The organism is Micromonospora sp. NPDC053740, from assembly GCF_040677775.1.
GTDB lineage: Bacteria > Actinomycetota > Actinomycetes > Mycobacteriales > Micromonosporaceae > Micromonospora > Micromonospora alfalfae.
In genome coordinates, this window is sequence record NZ_JBFASO010000001.1 from 889705 (window position 1) to 908220 (window position 18516).

An 18516-nucleotide genomic window follows, 5' to 3' on the forward strand; every position below is an offset into this window, starting at 1 on the left:
GCCTGCTGCAGGCGAATTGCAAGCCGCCCCGCCGACAATCGGTCAGTCGGTTCCCGCTGGGCGGACGGCCAGCCGTTCTGGCCCAAGACTGTTTACCGGTCTGCCGAAGGTAGATGTGGCCGCCAGGCGGCGCGAAGTGTTCGGCAGACCGCGACCAGTAAACGGAGTTATTCGTGGGTTCACGCATCACGATCACCGCCGGCTCGCTCGCGATCGCGGTGACAATGGCCCTCACTGGGTGCGGCAGCCTCGGCAGATCGCACGACCCCGGAGGTGGCACGAGCGAGTCGAAGGAGACCGTTGGTGTCGCGGCGGGCACGCCCGAGAAACTCGGGGCACCGATCGGAAGCCAGGACATTCAGATCAGCGACAGCGGCAAGCTCTTCCTGGTCAAGGTCGAGCTGTACCCACTCCGTCGCGACAAGGGTTTTGTCACAGTCAACGTCCGTTTGACCCGCACGGATGCCGGCGACAACCCGGACCGTTGGCAGATCGCAAGCGCGTTCGAGGGTGACACGATCGCCCTGGCCTTCTCGGGCGTGACGTTGGTCGACCGGAAGAACCGCAAGCGGCACCTGGTCGCCCGGAGCGGGGACCAGGACGCGAAGCCCGGCCAGGTGAAGTATCTCGCTTCGTCGGGCCTCGCCTCGGTGTTCGTGCAGGCCGGCCAGTCGGTCGAGCTGTACGCCATGTTCGGAGCCCCACCGGATGACGTCACCGCCGTTGATGTCGTCATCCCCCGCGTGCCGGTCTTCGAGAATGTGCCGCTCGGTTAGCCGGCGGACAGCGCTGGCCGCCACGCTGACCATCTGCCTACTGGTCAGCGAACCGGCGATCGCCTGGTCCGCACCGATACCGACCCCAACCCCGCCGACCGGCACCGTACCTGGGCCACAGGCCACGTCCGGCGAGCAGGTGAGCGCGCCGATAGTGGACATTCAGGGCCCGGTGCAGGATATTTTCCTGCTCACCGGGGACGCCGACGGCACCAGCCTGCAGGCCGAGTCCAGCAGTCGGATCGAGCTGACACTCGCGGCGGATGTGCTCTTCGCCTTCGGTAAGGCCGATCTGTCGCCGGCTACCCGCGCCCGGCTGGACGAGATAGCCGAACGGCTTCGTACCCAGGCCAAGGGCACGGTTCAGATCGACGGTCACACCGACTCGGTCGGTGACGACGCGCAGAACCTGACGTTGTCCCGCCGACGGGCCCAGGCAGTGCGCGACGCGCTGACCGCGGCACTCGTCGACGGCGGTGTCACCTACGAGATCAACGGCTTCGGGGAGACCAGGCCCGTCGCGCCGAACACCGTCGACGGCAAGGACAACCCGAAGGGCAGAGCCAGCAATCGACGTGTCGAAATCCGGTTCGACAAATGACGGCCCCGGAGAGAGTTCACGGTGTCAGAACCTCTCCGGGGATTGCCCGCTGATCGCCCGGCGGCCACGCACCAATTGTTGATACGCATCGGACTGCTGCGATCCGTCGACCGAAGGTCGACGTCCGTGAGCGTCCAATGCCGTCAAGCGACAAACGCTCTGTCCGTGACGGCATCTGACCAGTGTCGAATTCGGTCGTCATGCCACCGCGCGTCCACTCTGGCAAGCTGTCCCAGTGATGGTCGGTGATCTCTTGGGCGACAGGTATCAGGTCGAGAGCCGTCTCGGCGCTGGGGGCATGTCGGTCGTCTGGCGGGCGTGGGACCGCGTCCTCGAACGTGGGGTGGCAGTCAAGGTCCTGGCCGGCGCGCAGGCCGGCGCCCGAGGCGCACGGCAACGCGTCCAGGCAGAGGCCAGGTCCGCAGCGGGCCTCTGGCATCCGCACGTGACGAGTGTGTACGACTATGGCGAGCACACCGATGCCGCCGGCCGCCAGGTGTCGTATGTGGTGATGGAACTGCTGCCCGGCCAGACCCTGTCCCAACGACTTGCCGCCGGTCCGCTGCCGCCGGCCACCGCGATGCGGACGTGCGCGCAGGTCGCCGAGGCGCTCGCCGCCGCGCACGAACGTCAGCTGGTGCACCGCGACATCAAGCCGTCCAACGTGATGCTGACGCCGGCCGGTGTGAAGGTGGTCGATTTCGGTATCGCCACCACTGTCGGTCGGCCGGAGCTGGAGGCGGACGGACAGCTGTTGGGTACCGCGGCCTACCTCGCGCCCGAACGGCTCGCCGGTGGCACCGTCCTGCCTGCCTCCGACGTCTACGCGCTCGGACTCTTGCTGTACCGAACGCTGACCAATGAGCTGCCTTGGTCGGCGGAGACTCCCACGCAGATGTTGACTGCTCACGTGTACGTCGATCCGGCACCGCTGCCTGATATCGAGGGAGTGTCGCCGGAGGTTCACCGCCTCCTCGACCGTTGCCTCGCCAGGGATCCCGCGGATCGGCCGGACGCGGCGGAGGTGGCCACGGCCCTGCACGGTCTGACCGAGGACGCCGAGCGGCGGGTGAAACAGGCGGCCCAGCCGGCATCCGTCTCGCCCGTGTCTGCCCCGACTACCGCCGGTCCCTCTCCCGGTCGGCGTCGCCGCATCCCGAACGCGGTGTTGATCCCCGTTCTCCTGGCGACGGCAGGGATCATTTCGCTTGTGCTCCCCCAGTTCGTACCTGCCGATGGCAGATCGGGCGAAGTCGCCACACGTGACGGTGCCACCCCGCCCGACGCCGCCTTCGATGTGACTGTCACTGAGGTGCCTGCTCCCCGGCAGACGTCCGGGCGGCCCGCACCGGTCTCACTACCGAGCCGCACGGTGATCGTTCCGGCTGGGCCGGCTGAAGCGACCGCTCGAGCCGGTTCCTCGGCTGGCCCTGGCCCTGCAACGTCACCCAGTGCCGAGGATCTGACGGGACCGTCCAGTGCCGCGCCGGCGCCGACCTCCCCGAAGCCAGGTACGCCCCTTCGGGCACTCGGTGGTGTGGTGACCGTGCTCTGCACCGGCGATCAGATTCGCGTTCTGGACGTCGCTCCTGCCACCGGCTACCGCCTCAAGGACTACAACTCCGGGCCCGTCAAGGAGATCCAGGTGGTGCTGCTGTCCGCAGGCAACAAGAGCGAGATCAAGGCGCGGTGCGAGGACGGCACGCCATTGCCGAAGATAAGGGAGAGCCGCCAGTGAGCGGATGACGTACGCAGATCGTCATGATCCAGAGTGCGTGCGGCCGGTTTCAGTCGTTGTCGGGTCGGCCCGATCCGGCCCCCACTGTCCGCAGGTGTGCCAGCCCCTGGGCCCAGGACTGGATCAGGGTGGTTTCGTGGTACGCGATGCCATGTTCGGCGCAGAACTGGCGGACCAGTGGCTGGGCGTGGCGCAGGTTCGGCCGGGGCATGCTGGGAAAAAGGTGATGTTCGATCTGGTAGTTGAGCCCACCGAGCAGTGCGTCGAGGAGGCGACCCCCGCGCACATTGCGAGAGGTGAGGACCTGACGGCGTAGGTAGTCGATGTCATCGGTCCCGGTCAGGATCGGCATCCCCTTGTGGTTCGGGGCGAAGGAGCTGCCCAGGTAGAGGCCGAAGAGTGCCTGATTGACCAGGATGAACACGATCGCCTGCGGAACGCTCAGGACCAGGAACACGACAGTGAGGTAGCCGGCGGAGTGCAGGAGGAGCAGTCCGGCCTCCGCTCGTCGGCGTCGGAGACCGCTGCGGAAGAGGACCGCCCGGACGCTGGCGGCGTGCAGATGCAGACCCTCCACCATCAGCAGGGGGAAGAACAGCGCCGCTTGATGCCGAACGAACAGCGCGCGCAGGCCGCGCTGCGTCGCGGCCTGACCGGGGGTGAAGGACAGCGGCGCCACCACGAGGTCGGGGTCGCGGCCCTCGGTGTTGGGATGTGCGTGGTGGCGATTGTGCTTGTCGACCCACCAGCCGTAACTGATCCCGTTCACCAGGTTTGCACAGACATAGCCGATCACGTCGTTCGCCCGGCGGGATCGAAGGATCTGCCGATGCCCGGCGTCGTGTCCGAGAAAGGCCAGCTGCCCGAACAGCATTGCGACGCCAGCGGCGGTCGCCGTCTGCCACCACGAGGACCCGAGGCGGACGAACACGACGCCCATCAACGCGAGACCGACAAACACCACTGTCACCCGCGCCGCGTAGCGGCGGGGGTGCCGGTCGAGGAGACCCGCGCCTCGGACCAGGCGGGACAGGTCGGCGTAATCACTGCCCCGGTCACTGCGAGCACCAAGATCTGTTTCACTCACCGTCGCCACTCCTCGTCAGCCACGCCAATCAGCTCCACTGACCCCGCCGTCAGTCGTGACCGGGGCACGTAGTGCATGCGTGGTCCTGCAGAAATCGATGAACGAACCGCCGCTGATGGCTTCAGTCTTTCGCAAAGCCGCCTCTCGCACGCCGAAACCATCCCACCATGCGCCGCACGTGAGTGCGACTCGCTTCATGGATGCCTGACGACCAGTCGCAGCCCGTACGTGACTGCGCACAGCGGGAACACCACGATCCCGACAGGATCAGGATCAGGATCAGGATCAGGCTCAGGGCAGCGCAGTGACGAGTTCTGCTGGCGGAGTGCGGAGTTGGGTGTCCTTGCTGGGCGGTGTGCCGAACATGCGGCGGTATTCACGGCTGAACTGGGAGGGGCTGTCGTAGCCGACGCTGAGGCCCACACCGGTGATGTCTGAGGGGTGGCTGGCGAGCAGGAGCCGGGCTTCTTGCAGGCGGATGCGTTTTTGGAACTGGATGGGGCTCATTCCGGTGACTGTCTGGAAGTTGCGGTGGAACGCGGACACGCTCATGCCGGCGATTTCCGCCAGGTCCTCCACCCGGAAGGCGGTGGCGTAGTTCTCCCGGATCTGACGTACGGCGCGGTTGATGTGGGCCAGTCCGCTGTCGGCGAGACCGAGCTGGCGGATGGCGGCTCCCTGCTCACCTCGCAGGAGATGCCAGAGGATTTCCCGCTTGACCATGGGAGCGAGGATCTTGCGGTCCGCGGGCTGCTCCAGCAGTCGCAGGAGGCGCACGATGGCGTCCAGCAGTGTGGGCGAGGCCGTGGAGACGGCAATGCCTGGCGATGCCGTGCGTGGGGTGGCCGGCAGGTCTCGGGGGTCGGCTTCCAGGAGGAGTTCAGCAAGCGCTGAGGGAGCGAGAGTCATGCCGAAGCCGAGGGTGGGCTGCCCGGTGTCCAGGACATGGCCGGTGACGGGGAGGTCGGCAGAGGCGATCAGATACTCACCGGGCCCATACTCGTAGAGGTGCTCGCCCAGGGCGAGGCGTTTGCCGCCCTGGGCGATGACTGCGAGCACGGTCCCGGACATCCCGGCCGCCGACGCGTTCGGATGGTTGAACTTGCATACCCTGATGCCCTCGATCGACGTACTCATGTCGGGCCGCGCATGCCGGTTGAGAAGCTCACGCATTTCGTCCAGGGCAGACATGAGTCTATTCATGCACAAACCTCCACACCGTGGCGTTGACCTGGCAGGATTGAGCACACGGATGTCCCCGCCAGGCAAGGCGGCTCGTGGGCGGCTGTCCTGGCTCGTCGCGCAACGAGCCGTGGGCAGCGTCGCTCACAGCAGGAGTTGGTTCAGAGGTTCTGGCCTCCGGAAACTTCGATGTCCTGGGCGGTGATCCACCGGCCCTCCTCGGAGACCAACACGGCGATGACCATGCCGATGTCGTCGGGCTCCCCGACGCGGCCGAGAGTGAAGGTCTTCGCCAGTTCCGGGATGATCTCCGGGTTCCTGCTGAACGCATCGTCGGCGAAGCGGGTGACGGTGGCTCCCGGTGCGACCGAGTTCACGCGGATGCCGCGGGGACCGAACTCCTTGGCCATGTAGCGGGTGATCACCGCCACGGCGCCCTTGAGAGCGGCGTAGACGGAGTATCCCGGCGCGGTCACCTGGGGCAACGTGGAGTTGCTGGTCAGGTTGACGATGGCGCCGCCGTCGGCGAGGAGCGGCAGCAGGGCCTGGGTGAGGAAGAAGGGCCCCTTGAACAGGCCGTCCGTGAGCCGGTCGAATTCCTCCTCGCGGGTGTCCTCGATCATCGCCATCCCGGCGAATCCGGCGTTGTTGACCAGGTGGTCGAAGGAGTGCCGCTGGAAGGTTTCGCGCAGCACCTCGGCAACGGTCTCCCGGAAGGTGGCGAATCCCGCCGTATCGGCGATATCCAGGTGCAGCGCCACGGCAGTGCCGCCCTGCTGCTCGATCCGCGCGACGGTGTCCTTGGCGCCCTGTTCGTTGGAGCTGTAGGTCAGGATGACGCCGGTACCGCGCCGGGCGATCTGCAGGGCGGCGCTCTGGCCGATGCCGGAGCTGGCACCGGTGACGACGGCTACCTTCATTGTGTGCCTCCTGGGCCTGAGGATTCGTCGGAATCCGTGGGGAATGTGTCCCTTCCAGGAGACCGCTGTGCCGGACCCGCGAAAAGAGTGATCCTCTTCGTCTCTTGCCCAATCCTCTCGGATGGGCCGCGTCAGCCGACCCCGCTCCTGCCCGCCGCGCAAGGAGCGTCGGCCCTTGCCGGAGGTGCCCGGCCCGTCGTTGTGCTACGCGTGAGCAGGATCGTGCAAGGATCCGCCAGGATGCCCCTAGCAGCCCTCCCGGCGTGAGGTTTGACTTGCCCCAAAAGCCATTCCGTCAGGACGAGTGAGGCAGCCGACCATGACCGACACCACGGACAGAAGCTACGACGTGGGCGCGGTCAGGCGCGCTCTGGCCATCGGCCCGGGCTCGCCGCGCGAGGCCCGCACCATCGACATCACGACCCTGGGCCGGCGCACCGGCCGCCCGAGGCGCATCGAGATCTGGTTCCACCACGTCGACGGCCGCTGGTACCTCAGCGGGATGCCGGTGCCCCGAAGCTGGAACGCCAACCTGTCCGCGCACCCGCACTTCACCGTCCACCTCAAGAACGGCGTCCGGGCGGACCTGCCGGCCACCGCAGTGCCGGTCGAGGATCCCGCGGTGCGCCATCGCGTACTGTCCGCGGTCGTCGCACTGCAGGACGAGCCCGGTTTGCGCATGCGCGTCACCCAACGCCAGCGCTTGGAAGACTGGCTCGAGCACAGCCCGCTGATAGAGATCGTCTTCGACGACGAACGGCTGCGCCAGCCGCTGAGTTGACCACACCGGACGACATGGAGCGGCAGTCTGCGCGCTACTGCTGGCCGCCGCCACCCTCGCCTGCGCCACGACACCCGAGGGCTCTGGGCCCTGACGGCTGTCCTCAGCCGGGGGATTTCCAGGCAGACGGTCAGGAAGTGCGGAACGACGCCGGCTCGGTCAGGCCGATGCCCTTGCAGTCCCATCGGGTGCCCTGGTCGTGGAATCGCCAACCCGTGTCGGCCGTGTAATGGACAGGTAGATGACGCCGCTGGCGTCCGGACGCTACATGTCGGCCGCCGCCCAGTATCGACGCACTCCACTCCCCTGGAAGCGAAACCGCTGGCGGATGGACCGGTCAGCTCCTGCCCCTGTCGACCAGCAGGCGACCCAGCCTGGTCCGACAAGGCGTGACGAGATGCGGCCAGTGATACGGCAGGTCAATTCCGTTGGAAGTGATGGACTCGTTCGCGAAGTTGTTGAGCATCGCCAACGAAAACAATGTCTCCTACACAGAGCTCTGCACCTAGGCCAGGGACATGGCCCTCGCCGGCGCTGATGACAATCCGGTGCCACCCGTCCCGGTGGACGGATCAGCGGATACCGTTACCACCGACACCTGGGCGACGTCAGATCAGGGTCCTCCGGACGGCAGAGCGGTCAGGTCAGGAGCCTGGAAGTACCGTGGAGAACGCCGAGGTCTTCGGACGGAAGGTGCAGGAACCACCATTTTCGAAAGCCTCGACCCTGGTCGACAACCGGACTCGCCCCACCTCCCGCCCCATTCGCGACGGGCTTGACACCGCAGGGGGCCAGGGGTTGACTTGCGGCTATGGACCCGGCATCAGCTGAAGGCCAAGAATCGTCTGTCCGGGCGAGTGTAGCTGACCGAAAGATTGTCGCTCCACGGTGGTACTACGCGGTAATCGGAGTAATCGCAGGTGCCGCAACTGCGGCAAGCGGTCTTCTGTCGCAGCAGATCGCGGGCCCCTTTCTCGTCATCGCGGCCCTATCCGTGGCAGTGACTAGCCGTATCGCGGCGAAAGTCTCGGGAACTCGTCTGCCTATTCCGGCCAGCGCCGCCGGCGTTGGTTATCTGGTCGCCCTCGCCGTCGTGTTGATCGGGTCCCTGATCGTTGTATGGACCGTAGTACGCCCTGACGGCCCTTCCTGGCTCGCCTGGATGCTTGGCACTCTCGTGTTCGCGGTCGTACTCAGCGGCACGTGGGTGGCGAAGACGGAGCGTGCGGCGCAGCAATCGGCGTAGGCGTCGCTGACAGCCGCCGAGACGACCCAGGCGGGCGGCGGCTCCTGCTCGATCACCGCTCGATTGGTATCGCTGCTGGGCGTATCGCCAGCTACGGTGCGGCTCCTTCGAATCCCTACGGCACCTACCGGGCTCCTGATGGGTTGGGCGGGACAGCGGCACCGCTGCTGGCGGCGGTAGCGGTCACGATGCTCGGCCTGGTGCTGGTCCAGGCGTAGTGGAGACGAAGGTCAACGAGGGGTGATCAGTGGTGCGAAATCGGCGCGAGTGAGGGGCTGGTCGGACAGCGAACCGTCGGCGCGAGGCACTCTGAGAGGTCGGCCATCACGGGAGAACGTGACGGTGGTGACGTCGTCGCGGCTGGTAAGAGTGCAAACGATCTGCCCGAAGGCGAGGACCTCGTCGCTGCGGCCGGCGTCGTCGCCGGGTTTGTCGACCACAATGCGGGCCTGGGTGCCGGTCAGTGTGACACCAGCGGCGTTGACCGCTCCCGGCAGCGCGCTGGTCAAGTCGGTGTCGCGTTCGGCTGCTGTGGGTCCGACCAGCAGATGCCGCAGTTGATCCTCGATCGTTGGCGGTCGGTCGACGCGCCGGACAAAAGAGATGATGCGGTTGTCGCGGACGAAGCAGAGCGTCTCGGTGGCAGGGCCGACTGGTGCGCTGGTGTCGGCGGGCGCGGAGCTCTGGAATGGTCCTTGCGGTGCCTGCACCACCCGGGGGGCATCATCGGTGGGAATGCTGCAGCCGGTCAGCAGCACGGCAAGCGCCAGCACGACGAAATAACGATGGTTCATGGCAGGCTCTCCGGCAGGGTGACACGGAAGCAGGCGCCTCCGCCGGGTCGGTCACCGACGGTGACGTTTCCCGCGTGTGCTGCGGCGTGCTGTGCGACCAACGCGAGTCCGAGCCCTGTGCCGTCGTTTGTGCCGCGGGTGTGAGCTGCTCGTCCCCGGACGAAACGGTCGAAGATCGCCTCGCGGTCCTCGACGGGCACACCGGGTCCGTCGTCGTCGACTTCGATGATGCCGGCGCTACCGTCGCGGCCCAGCCGGACGCCTGCAGGACCGCCTCCGTAGGTCACCGCGTTGTCGAGCAGATTCGCCAGGACCTGTGCGACACGGCGTCGCTCAACCAGCCACGTCGCCGGCACGTCGGGTGCGAGGTGGACGAGCGCCGTGGGCAGGTCGAGGGCGCGACAGGCATCGCGGGCCAGCGCGACGACGTCCACGGAGGCCCGGTGGGCGGGCTGGTCACTGCGGGCCAGGTCGATCAGGTCGTTGACGAGCCGCTGGAAACGGTCGATCTCGTCGGCGACGAGCCCGGCCGCGATGGCGGTTCGTTCGTCCTGGTGTTCCCGACGACGTGCCAGCACGCTGGCCGCCGCGGCGAGGGTCTGCAGTGGTGAGCGCAGCTCGTGGCTGACGTCGGCGGCGAAGCGCCGGTCCCGCTCGATGCGGTGCGCTAGCCGGTCGACCATCTGGTTGAACGACGAGGACAACCGGGTCAGGTCGGGGTCGGTGGTCTTGTCGAGGCGGGCGGTGAAGTCACCGGCGGCGATCTTTTCGGCCGCGTCGGCGACCGCCGTCAGCGGCCGTAGCCCGTGCCGGGTGGCATACCAGCCGAGCGCCGCGCCGGAGCCGGCGACCATGATCGCGACGGTGGTCAGCGCGAGCGCCAGAACCTGGAACGTCTGTTCCAGCTCCCGGAGCGAGTTGACCTCGAAGTACGTCGCCGACGCCGACAGGGGCACTCCGACGACCAGGACAGATTGGCCGTCGACACGTACCCGCTGCACTGCGGGCTCACCGGCCCCGACGACCCGACGCAGCTCAACCGGGATGGCAGCGGTGGTGGTGGGGTCGGCGGTACGGGCATACCACTCGCCGTTCAGGTGCAGCACCGGCCGCCGACTCCCGCCCGTGTCCAGCGACCGAAGCACCTCCACCACATCGGGGGTGTCGGTGTCGAGCCCGGCACGAACGACGGTAGCGTCGAAGTAGGCGGCGCGCAGGGCGGTGCGTTCCCGCTCGTCGAGTAGGGACCGGCGGGTCAACTCGTAGGAGACCAGGGCCATCGACGCTGAGAGCAGGAGCGCGCCGACGGCGAACGCGACAGTGACCCGGGTACGCAGTCCGAGGCGTCTCATCGTTGCAGCTTGTAGCCCAGGCCCCGCAGGGTGACCAGGTGCCGCGGGTTCGCCGGGTCTGACTCGATCTTCTGCCGCAGGCGGCCGACGTGCACATCGACGAGCCGTTCGTCGCCGCTGTCGTACCCCCAGACCCGTTCGAGCAGTTGCTGGCGGGACAGCACCCGGCCGGCGTGCTCGGCCAGCTCGCACAGCAGCCGGAATTCGGTGCGGGTGACCGGTACGGGTTGTCCGGCTCGGCGCACCTCTCCCCCGTCCGGGCTGATCTCCAGCTCGCCGACCACGAGCACGGGCACGGGCTCCGGCGACTGCCCCGCGACGCCGGCACGGGCGCGGCGGCGCAGGGCGCGCAGCCGCGCGGTCAATTCCTTGATCGCCACCGGTTTGACGACATAGTCGTCGGCGCCGGCTTCAAGAGCGGCGACGATGTCGTGCGTGTCGTCGCGGGCGCTGACCACCACGATCGGCACGTCGTCGTCACGGCGCAGCTGCCTGATGCACTCGAAGCCGTCGAGGCCGGGCAGCATCAAGTCGACCAGCACGTAGTCGGCCGGGTCGCGGCGCTGCACGCGCAGGCCCTCCTCGGCCGTGGCCGCGCCGAGAGCGTCGTAGCCCTCGTCCTCGAGCGCGAGCAACAACGCCAGACGGATTCGGTCGTCGTCCTCGATCACCAGCACGGCCGTCATACCGGGAATCATCCCCACACGACCAGCTCGGCGGCCAACCGTGGCGGCCGGTTGGCAGATTTGTCACGGAACTGTCACAGATCCGCGTGGTGACCGCCAAGCCGGCACGGCAGGGTCCTAGACGACCGCGTCCGTGAAGGAGAGGGGTGTGCCCGTGACAGGACCTCTGGCAACCACGCCGTGCACGCTGCCGCTCGTCGAGGTGTGCATCACCGAGTTCGACCTGGCCTGCCTGCCGGCGACCGGAGCAGTGTTCGACCGACTGCTGACCCTGCATCCCGCACAGGTCGTGGTCGACCTGTCCGGGTGCCGGCACATCGACGCCGCTGCCATCGGCCTCCTGCTGGATGTGCACCGGCGGCTGGCCCGCGCCGACGGCGTCCTCACCGTCCGCAATCCGAACCCGCGCATCCGACGCATCCTGCACACGGCCCGTCTGGACCAGATTCTGCCAGTCGTCGACACTGCCTCGTCGTCGTCCTGCACGCCCACGACGGGACAGGAACCCACCTCCACCCCACCGGCGTTGATCGCTCATGGCCGCGCCGCGGTAAGAGCCCCGCACTGACGATCGCCAGTGGTCTCACCTTTCCCACCATCGGGCTCGACCGCCACCCGGCAGGGAAACACCAGATTCGGGAGCCATCTCCGCTTCGGCACTGCACGAATGCCGTGTCACACAGCACCGCAAGACACGGCCCCAGGAAGGACCAGCACAATGACAGTTGTCCCAGACGACCACCTGATGACCCTGATCTGCGACACCTGCGGCGACACCGTCAAGGCCACCGCGTGCGTGCTCCCCGACGCGGAGGTCGTCTGGACCCTGGTGTCCGAACAGGGCTGGAGCGGTTCACCGTTCGCCACCGGCCCGCACCGCTGCCCGCACTGCAGCCTCCTGCCGCTCCCTGGTGGCGGCCATGCGTCGTGCGTCGACCACGGTCCTGGTGGCATCCTCGGCATCGACCACCTCGACGACGTGACCGTTGTCGCCGCCGCCGGTGACGTCGATCTCGATACCGGGGACACCCTGCGCACCGCCCTGCGTCACGCAGCCGACATGGGCGGGCACGTGGTGGTTGATCTGAGCCGAGTACACCTCATCGACTCCACCGGCCTCGGTCACCTCGTCCGCGCCCACCGCGAGGCCCGAGACCGTGGGGCCACCCTCTGCCTGGCCGCGCCGTCGCGGTTCATCCGTACCGTCCTGCACACCATGCGCCTGGACGGTGCCTTCCCCATCTTCGACAGCCCCGAAGAAGCCCTCGCCCAACTGTCGAAGGGGTCGGCTGTGGCGCAACCAACCGCAGCCGCCGCCAAGGCCACTCGTTCCTAATCGAACTCGGTCCCGAAGCGAGGGCATCTTCGTCGCCGGCAGCGACATCTGACACCCATGGGATCGGATCGTTAGGAGCCAGGGGGCGTTCGAACGCGGCCGCTGGTGCCGCGGCGGCTTTCGGGAACCGATCCCCACCTTGTGGTAGCACCCGTACTCGAAGGAGATCCGAGGCAGCCCATGAGTATCGCTGGTCTCGTCATCGCGCTCCTCGTCGGCGTCGCTATCGGCCTGCTCGGCAGGCTCGTCATTCCAGGCCGCCAGGAGGCTCCGATCTGGCTGACCGTCTCCGTCGCGGTGGTCGCCGCGCTGGCGGGCAGCATCGTCGCCCGTCTCGCGGGCGTCGATACCAGCACCCTCAACCTCCTGACCCTGGTCATCCAGGTCGGTCTCGCCGGCATTGGCGTCGTGCTCGTCGTGGCCACCGCCAGGCCCGACCCATCCGACTCCCCCTGAACCGGAGACGACGCAGCGCCAGCACCAGAGGTGAACCACAAGCACGGTCAGGCCGGATTCCGCTCAAGGTGGACGAGGAGCAGGAGTGACATTTCTTGAGTCCCACCCGGTCGCGTTCCTGACCGGCGTGAGGACGCCACCGGCTCGCCGTCCGCCATCCCTCCCGACCTCGTCACAATCAAGGAGCTGACCATGCACATGCCATGGCCGTTGCCCGATGAGAACTGGTCCGCCGACACCTCGCACCAGGCCGCACCGGACCACGAGGACCTGAGACTTGAGGCGCTGGTTGCGCAGCGATTGAGCATCGACTGGACCACGCGGCGTCAGCAGATCACCGTCTCCGTGCAGAACCGGGTCGTCATCCTCGCTGGCGTGGTGAGTGACGCGAACGCGCGGCAGGTCGCAGCGGACCTCGCCTACGACGTGCCGGGCGTCTTCGACCTCTGCAACACACTGCGGCTCAGCGGCCCACGGCGTGGTCACCGGTGACCGACGATCACCGGTGACGCTTTCAGGGGCGGTGACAGGCTGATGGTCGTCGCTTGGCTAACGTAGTAGCCGGTGTGCTGGGAAGACTGGTCGGCGACTTCGTCACCGACCCCACGGAGGACCACGATGAGCCGCCCACCGGCGAACCGCACGCCGCTCCTGCTCAGCCGCAGGAGTTGGCCTGAGGTACGCCGGATCGGGGACATTCTCCGGACCGAAACGGTCGGTGGGGTGCTGCTGCTGATCGCCGCCGTGCTTGCCCTCGCCTGGGCGAATTCGCCCTGGTCCGCCGCGTACCGGTCGCTCGCCGACGTCACAGTGGGCCCTGCGGCGCTGCATCTGGACCTCTCGTTGGCGCAGTGGGCCGCCGATGGCCTGCTGGCCATTGTGATCATCGCGGTCTTCTACACCAGTACCCTGCACTTCGGGCTGCTGCTGCTCGCGCTGGCCCCGATGGCGCTGTTCGGTCTGCTGGTGCAGCGCCGGGTGCGGTCCTGGTGGCTGCTGCTGCCGCTGGCCGCCACGGCGTGGGCACTGGTGCACGCTTCCGGGGTGCATGCCACCGTCGCCGGGGTCGCGCTGGCCTTCACCGTGCCGGTGCTACGCCGCAAGCCGGGACCTGGGCCTGGCCTGGCGGAGCACTTCGAACACCGAATCCGGCCCCTGTCCGCCGGGGTCGCGGTGCCGGTGTTCGCGTTCTTCGCCGCCGGAGTCTCGGTTGCCGGGGCGGGTGGCCTCGGCGCAACCCTGACCGACTCGGTCGCCCTGGGCGTGATCATGGGATTGGTGGTGGGTAAGGCGGCGGGCGTTCTCGGTGCGACCTGGCTCGTGCAGCGGTTCACCCGGGCCCGGCTCGCGGAAGGGCTGGCCTGGTGGGACATGGTGGGGTTGGCGCTGCTGGCCGGGGTCGGTTTCACCGTGTCGCTACTGATCGGTGAATTGGCGTTCGGCGCCGGCAGCGAACGCGACGACCATTCCAAGATCGGCGTTCTGCTGGGGTCGCTGCTGTCGGCGGTGCTGGCAACCGTCGTTCTCCGCGCTCGTAATCGGCATTACCAGGGGGTCTGCGCGCTGGAGGAGCGTGACAGCGACGCCGACGGGGTGCCCGACGTCTATGAGGAGCAGCCGACCAGGACGACGCCGTCCTGATCTGGCACTCCTGGGCTACGGCGGCCAGCCGAGCAGTCGAGCGCCGAGTACGGCTGTCTGCAGCGTGAACCGTTGGGTCGGCTCGCCGGGGTGGTAGCCGGTCAGGTCTCGGATGCGGTCGAGTCGGTAGGTGATCGCGCGGACGGACAGGTGCATCTGCCGGGCGGTTGCGGTGTGGTTGCCCTGGTTGTCGAAGAGCACGGTCAGGGTCTCCAGGTACGGCTCGGCACCGCCGCGCGCCGTGGTCAGTGGCCCGAGGACCGTGGTGACCAGGTCGGTGATGGCGTCTCGGTCACGCAGCAGCACGGGGAACACCAGCAGATCGGCGGCATTGAGGACGGGCGTGGTGAAGCCGAGCCTGACGGCGTAGTCGAGTGTGTGGCGGGCCTCGTCGAGCGACGTGGCCAGGCCCTGCACCCCGGCTTGGGTACGGCCGACGGCGATCTGCCAGTTGCCCGCGCCGAGTTCGGTGAGGAGCAGGTGGGCGAGTTCGGCCGCGATGCCGCGTAGGCCGCCGGCGCTGATGCAGACCACGTCGCCGTCGCGGAGGGTGGTGAGGGTGTTGCCTTCGCCGAACCTGGAGGCCAGTGCGGCATCGATGCGGTGCGTGATGCCGGGAGTCAGGCCGGCCGCACGGGCGATGAGGACGGTGTGGGTGGCCGACAGGCGGATGCCGTACCGGTGTGCGCGCTCGGCCAGACCTCCTGGGTCGGCACGGCCGGTGAGCAGGTCGTTGACGAATGCGGCACGTTCGTTGTCGTGGCGATCCAGCTCGGCGCGGTTCTGCCGGGTGTACCCGTCCACGGCATCGGTGAGCAGGACACGGGCGGTGTCGAGCAGTGTCTCGGCGCGGGAATGCACGGCGGCGGCGGTGTCGGTCGATGCGACCGGTGTGGCGTTCCAGTGGGCAGTGGTGGCATCCAGCAGACCGGTAAGAAGATCGGGCAGCGTCAGCCCCTCATCCGCTGCGCGGGCACCCAGGTTGACCGCTGCCTGACGCCGGGCACTGGCCGGGACGTACAGCAGATCCTGGCAGTTGGCCGCCAGCCAATTGTCGTCGCTCATGGGCTGTTCCTTGTCGGCGTGCTGGTGGCCGCCGGTAAGCGGAGGCCACCAGCCTCAGGTTTACACACCGATGTCGCGACGGTCGAACACGATGACTCCGGCGGTCGTGGTTGCGGCCCCGAGGAGCACGAGGGCGAGAAGCTCGACCGGATGCCAGCCGGTGTGCAGCGGGTCCGTGCCGATGAAGTAGTGGAACGGTGACAGCCAGCGCACCCAGTGCCACCCGTCGAGCATGCCGCCGATGGCGTTGGCCATGTAGGCGGCCAGGGCAAGGCCACCGGTGATCGCGAGGACGACAGCCCGTTTTCCGGTGGCGGCGCCAACGAGGAAGGCGATGCCAGCGAAGCTCCACACCAGGGCGACCAGGCCGGCGGACGCGGCGGCGACGTTGGACAGGGGGATGTCCATGCCGATCCAGGGAACAATGATCATCAGCAGGATCCCCGGGATGGCGGCGATCCCGGTGAGCGCGCTGCCGGCGGCGGCCACCCGTTGCCAGGCGAAAGCGGCTCGCGAGACCGGATTGGCCAGCATCAGCTCCATGCCGCCGTCCTCCTCCGGCCGAGCGATCGTGCGGGCAGTCAGCGTGATGGCGCACATCAGGACCAGCAGTGGGCCGACCAGGCTGAAGATGGTCGCCTGCAGATAGCCGGCGGGCGACAGCATGTCGGCGATGCCGAGGAAGTCCAGCATGCCCTGGGGCAGCGCGTCCTGCTTCAGCTCCGCGGCGCCCTGGAACTGGCTGTAGAACGAGGTGTAGATGGCGGTGAAAGCGGCGACGCCACCGGCCCACCCGATCAATGCCAGGCGGTCGTCACGCCAGGTCTTACGCACCAGCGCGGGAAGCATCGCCGGCTCCTTCCCCGTGGTAGTAGAACGACAGGAACGTCTCTTCCAGGTCAGGCTCGGCCGACAACATGTCGACCACCTGATGACGCGCCGCTGCCTTGATCAGCGGATCGATGCGGCCATCGACAGTGCATTTCAGCACCGGGCCGGACACCACCACGTCACTCACGCCGGGCAGGACACTGAACTCTGCCGGGTCCACCGGATCGTCGAAATGAATCTCGACGGCGCGGACCGCCCGCTTCCCCAGTGACTCAACCCGCTCGACCGCGGCCAACTCGCCGTCGCGGACGATGGCGACCCGGTCGGCCGCCTGCTGCACCTCGGCCAGGACATGAGAGGACATGAAGACGGTCTGCCCAGCACCACTGGCGTCGCGGACCATGGCCAGGAACTCCTGCTGCATGAGTGGATCCAGGCCACTGGTCGGCTCATCCAGGACCAGTACCGCCGGCCGGTGCATGAACGCCTGCACCAACCCGACCTTCTGCTTGTTGCCCTTACTCATCGTCCGTACCGAGCGCGAGAGGTCCAGGTCGAGCCGCTCCGCGAACTCGGTCACCTGCGACCAGGCCACGCCGCCGCGCGCCGCGGCGAAGAAGCGCAGCAGGTCTTCCGCCTTGTCCCGGCCGGGAAACACGAGCTCGCCGGGCAGGTAGCCGACCTGACGGTGCAGTGCGGTCCTGTCCCTGCGCGGGTCGAGCCCGAGCACAGTCGCGTGTCCACGAGTGGGGCGCAGGAAGTCCAACAGCAGCCGGATCGTGGTGGTCTTCCCGGCTCCGTTCGGTCCCAGGAACCCCACCACCTCCCCGGCGCGAACCTCCAGGTTGAGCCCCTCGATACCGCGTCGCTGACCATAGAACTTGGTCAGGTCCTCGGTGAGCAGGGCGATGTCGCTTGTCATGCCCACATCGTCGCCGGCCTTGCTACCCGGCATCCAGGTCAGCATCCGGCCGACATGACACAGAGGCTGTTGCCGAACATCGGAAGCCAGTAGTCCGATCACCAGCCCGGGGGGCCTCCGCGCCGCGACCGCCGGGAGTATTCTCACGTCAGGTGCGCCGGGAAGTCTGGTCGGCAGGTCATGTCCTGCTGCGGCTCTGGAGGCTCCGATGGGCGTTTCTGCCCTGCGCACCGAACATCTGTCCAAGCGGTACGGACGGCTGCTCGCCCTCGATGACCTCACCCTCGACGTCGCGGCGGGTGAGGTGTTCGGGTTTCTCGGCCCCAACGGTGCCGGAAAGTCAACGACGATCCGGCTGCTGCTCGGCCTTGCCCGACCCACCTCCGGACGGGCCTGGGTCTTCGACACCGATGCCGCCGATGTCGCCGCGGCCCACCGCAGGCTCGCCTACGTGCCGGCGGATGTGGCGCTGTGGCCACGGATGACCGGCGCCGAGGTGCTGGACCTGCTCGCCCGCATCGGCCCCGGCACGGACACCGCCTACCGCGACGAGCTCATTCAACGATTCGCGCTGGACGTGTCCAAACCGGCCGGCACCTACTCGACGGGCAACCGGCAGAAGATCGCCCTGATCGCGGCGTTCGCCACCCGGGCGCCTCTGCTGGTGCTCGACGAGCCGACCAGTGGCTTGGACCCGCTCATGGAACTGCAGTTCCGGCAGGCGGTCGGGGTCGCCCGTGACAACGGGCAGACGGTGTTCCTCAGCTCCCACCAGCTCGCCGAGGTCGAGGCGGTCTGTGACCGCGTCGGTATCCTGCGCGCCGGTGAACTGGTGGAGGTGGCGTCCGTCGCACAGCTACGTCGACTGCACCACACCGAAGTGGCCGCGACATTCACCGGCACGCCACCGAACCTCACCGGCGTCCACGGCGTCCACGGCCTGCACACAGACGGCGCCGAAACAGTGCGGTTCACCTTGAACGGCTCCCCCGCCGCGGCGCTGCGCGCCCTGGCCGACGCCGATGTGGCGACGATCGTCGTCCGGGAGCAGAGCCTGGAGGAGATCTTCCTCGCCTACTACGGGCAGAACGCCCGATGATCG

At 67.8% G+C, this 18516-nt stretch carries 20 protein-coding genes; 11 read left to right on the forward strand and 9 right to left on the reverse strand.

Annotated features, from left to right (window positions below):
* Positions 1-173 precede the first annotated feature (173 nt).
* From AB0K35_RS03915 to AB0K35_RS03925, 3 genes are all read left to right on the forward strand, one after another.
* Positions 174-776, forward strand: coding sequence for a hypothetical protein (locus AB0K35_RS03915; protein WP_363883585.1), 603 nt, complete (start codon positions 174-176; stop codon positions 774-776).
* Entirely contained in the window at positions 760-1377 is a 618-nt protein-coding gene (locus AB0K35_RS03920; protein ID WP_238668060.1) for an OmpA family protein, read from the forward strand. The genes AB0K35_RS03915 and AB0K35_RS03920 overlap by 17 nt, the downstream gene beginning before the upstream one ends.
* A 238-nt stretch (positions 1378-1615) precedes the next feature.
* Entirely contained in the window at positions 1616-3115 is a 1500-nt protein-coding gene (locus AB0K35_RS03925) for a serine/threonine-protein kinase (RefSeq protein ID WP_238668150.1), read from the forward strand.
* Between the two features lie 49 nt (positions 3116-3164).
* Here the strand turns inward: AB0K35_RS03925 and AB0K35_RS03930 are convergent, their stop codons facing one another.
* The 3 genes from AB0K35_RS03930 to AB0K35_RS03940 all read right to left on the reverse strand — a co-directional run bounded on the left by AB0K35_RS03930 (position 3165) and on the right by AB0K35_RS03940 (position 6304).
* Positions 3165-4202 carry an acyl-CoA desaturase gene (locus tag AB0K35_RS03930; protein ID WP_238668061.1) on the reverse strand — a complete coding sequence of 346 codons (1038 nt, stop codon included), beginning with the start codon at positions 4200-4202 and terminating at the stop codon, positions 3165-3167.
* Positions 4203-4493: 291 nt separating this feature from the next.
* Positions 4494-5393 (reverse strand): AraC family transcriptional regulator, encoded by a 900-nt coding sequence (locus AB0K35_RS03935; protein WP_238668062.1) that lies wholly within the window; start codon positions 5391-5393, stop codon positions 4494-4496.
* 152 nt (positions 5394-5545) lie between these two features.
* Complete coding sequence (locus tag AB0K35_RS03940; protein WP_363883588.1) at positions 5546-6304, reverse strand: SDR family oxidoreductase; 759 nt, start codon at positions 6302-6304, stop codon at positions 5546-5548.
* Between the two features lie 319 nt (positions 6305-6623).
* Here AB0K35_RS03940 and AB0K35_RS03945 point away from each other — a divergent pair, with 319 nt between their 5' ends.
* Both AB0K35_RS03945 and AB0K35_RS03950 read left to right on the forward strand, forming a co-directional pair.
* Positions 6624-7085 (forward strand): nitroreductase/quinone reductase family protein, encoded by a 462-nt coding sequence (locus AB0K35_RS03945; protein WP_238668064.1) that lies wholly within the window; start codon positions 6624-6626, stop codon positions 7083-7085.
* A 422-nt stretch (positions 7086-7507) separates the two neighbouring features.
* Positions 7508-7594: a DUF2610 domain-containing protein gene (locus AB0K35_RS03950; protein ID WP_363883774.1), complete on the forward strand. Its 87-nt coding sequence runs from the start codon at positions 7508-7510 to the stop codon at positions 7592-7594.
* Positions 7595-8561: 967 nt separating this feature from the next.
* On the opposite strand, the gene AB0K35_RS03955 is transcribed toward AB0K35_RS03950, so the two are convergent.
* Genes AB0K35_RS03955 through AB0K35_RS03965 form a run of 3 tightly spaced genes read right to left on the reverse strand, consistent with a single transcriptional unit; the run spans position 8562 to position 11163 of the window.
* On the reverse strand, positions 8562-9125 hold the full coding sequence (locus AB0K35_RS03955; RefSeq protein WP_363883590.1) for a GerMN domain-containing protein: 564 nt from the start codon (positions 9123-9125) through the stop codon (positions 8562-8564).
* A complete protein-coding gene (locus AB0K35_RS03960) occupies positions 9122-10477 on the reverse strand; it encodes a HAMP domain-containing sensor histidine kinase (protein ID WP_363883592.1) in 1356 nt (451 codons plus the stop codon). Before AB0K35_RS03960 ends, AB0K35_RS03955 begins: the two co-directional genes overlap by 4 nt.
* Complete coding sequence (locus tag AB0K35_RS03965) at positions 10474-11163, reverse strand: response regulator transcription factor (protein ID WP_238668067.1); 690 nt, start codon at positions 11161-11163, stop codon at positions 10474-10476. Before AB0K35_RS03965 ends, AB0K35_RS03960 begins: the two co-directional genes overlap by 4 nt.
* A 154-nt stretch (positions 11164-11317) precedes the next feature.
* Here AB0K35_RS03965 and AB0K35_RS03970 point away from each other — a divergent pair, with 154 nt between their 5' ends.
* The 5 genes from AB0K35_RS03970 (at position 11318) to AB0K35_RS03990 (ending at position 14596) form a co-directional block, all read left to right on the forward strand.
* Positions 11318-11731 carry an STAS domain-containing protein gene (locus AB0K35_RS03970; RefSeq protein WP_238668068.1) on the forward strand — a complete coding sequence of 138 codons (414 nt, stop codon included), beginning with the start codon at positions 11318-11320 and terminating at the stop codon, positions 11729-11731.
* A 150-nt stretch (positions 11732-11881) separates the two neighbouring features.
* On the forward strand, positions 11882-12499 hold the full coding sequence (locus AB0K35_RS03975; RefSeq protein ID WP_238668069.1) for an STAS domain-containing protein: 618 nt from the start codon (positions 11882-11884) through the stop codon (positions 12497-12499).
* Positions 12500-12679: 180 nt separating this feature from the next.
* Entirely contained in the window at positions 12680-12955 is a 276-nt protein-coding gene (locus AB0K35_RS03980; protein ID WP_238668070.1) for a GlsB/YeaQ/YmgE family stress response membrane protein, read from the forward strand.
* Positions 12956-13147: 192 nt separating this feature from the next.
* Positions 13148-13447, forward strand: a complete 300-nt coding sequence (locus AB0K35_RS03985; RefSeq protein WP_238668071.1) for a BON domain-containing protein — start codon at positions 13148-13150, stop codon at positions 13445-13447.
* Positions 13448-13573: 126 nt separating this feature from the next.
* On the forward strand, positions 13574-14596 hold the full coding sequence (locus AB0K35_RS03990; RefSeq protein ID WP_363883596.1) for a Na+/H+ antiporter NhaA: 1023 nt from the start codon (positions 13574-13576) through the stop codon (positions 14594-14596).
* A gap of 15 nt (positions 14597-14611) precedes the next feature.
* Here AB0K35_RS03990 and AB0K35_RS03995 read toward each other — a convergent pair whose 3' ends face one another.
* From AB0K35_RS03995 to AB0K35_RS04005, 3 genes are read right to left on the reverse strand one after another with little or no spacing between them, the layout of a single operon-like run.
* Complete coding sequence (locus tag AB0K35_RS03995; protein ID WP_238668073.1) at positions 14612-15661, reverse strand: helix-turn-helix domain-containing protein; 1050 nt, start codon at positions 15659-15661, stop codon at positions 14612-14614.
* Positions 15662-15721: 60 nt separating this feature from the next.
* Positions 15722-16510, reverse strand: coding sequence for an ABC transporter permease subunit (locus AB0K35_RS04000; RefSeq protein ID WP_363883598.1), 789 nt, complete (start codon positions 16508-16510; stop codon positions 15722-15724).
* The gene (locus AB0K35_RS04005) at positions 16488-17414 is read right to left on the reverse strand and encodes an ABC transporter ATP-binding protein (protein WP_363883600.1); all 927 of its coding nucleotides are present in this window, start codon (positions 17412-17414) and stop codon (positions 16488-16490) included. Before AB0K35_RS04005 ends, AB0K35_RS04000 begins: the two co-directional genes overlap by 23 nt.
* Positions 17415-17622: 208 nt before the next feature.
* Between AB0K35_RS04005 and AB0K35_RS04010 the strand changes: the two genes are divergently transcribed.
* The gene (locus AB0K35_RS04010; RefSeq protein ID WP_363883602.1) at positions 17623-18513 is read left to right on the forward strand and encodes an ABC transporter ATP-binding protein; all 891 of its coding nucleotides are present in this window, start codon (positions 17623-17625) and stop codon (positions 18511-18513) included.
* The last annotated feature ends 3 nt before the right edge of the window (positions 18514-18516 follow it).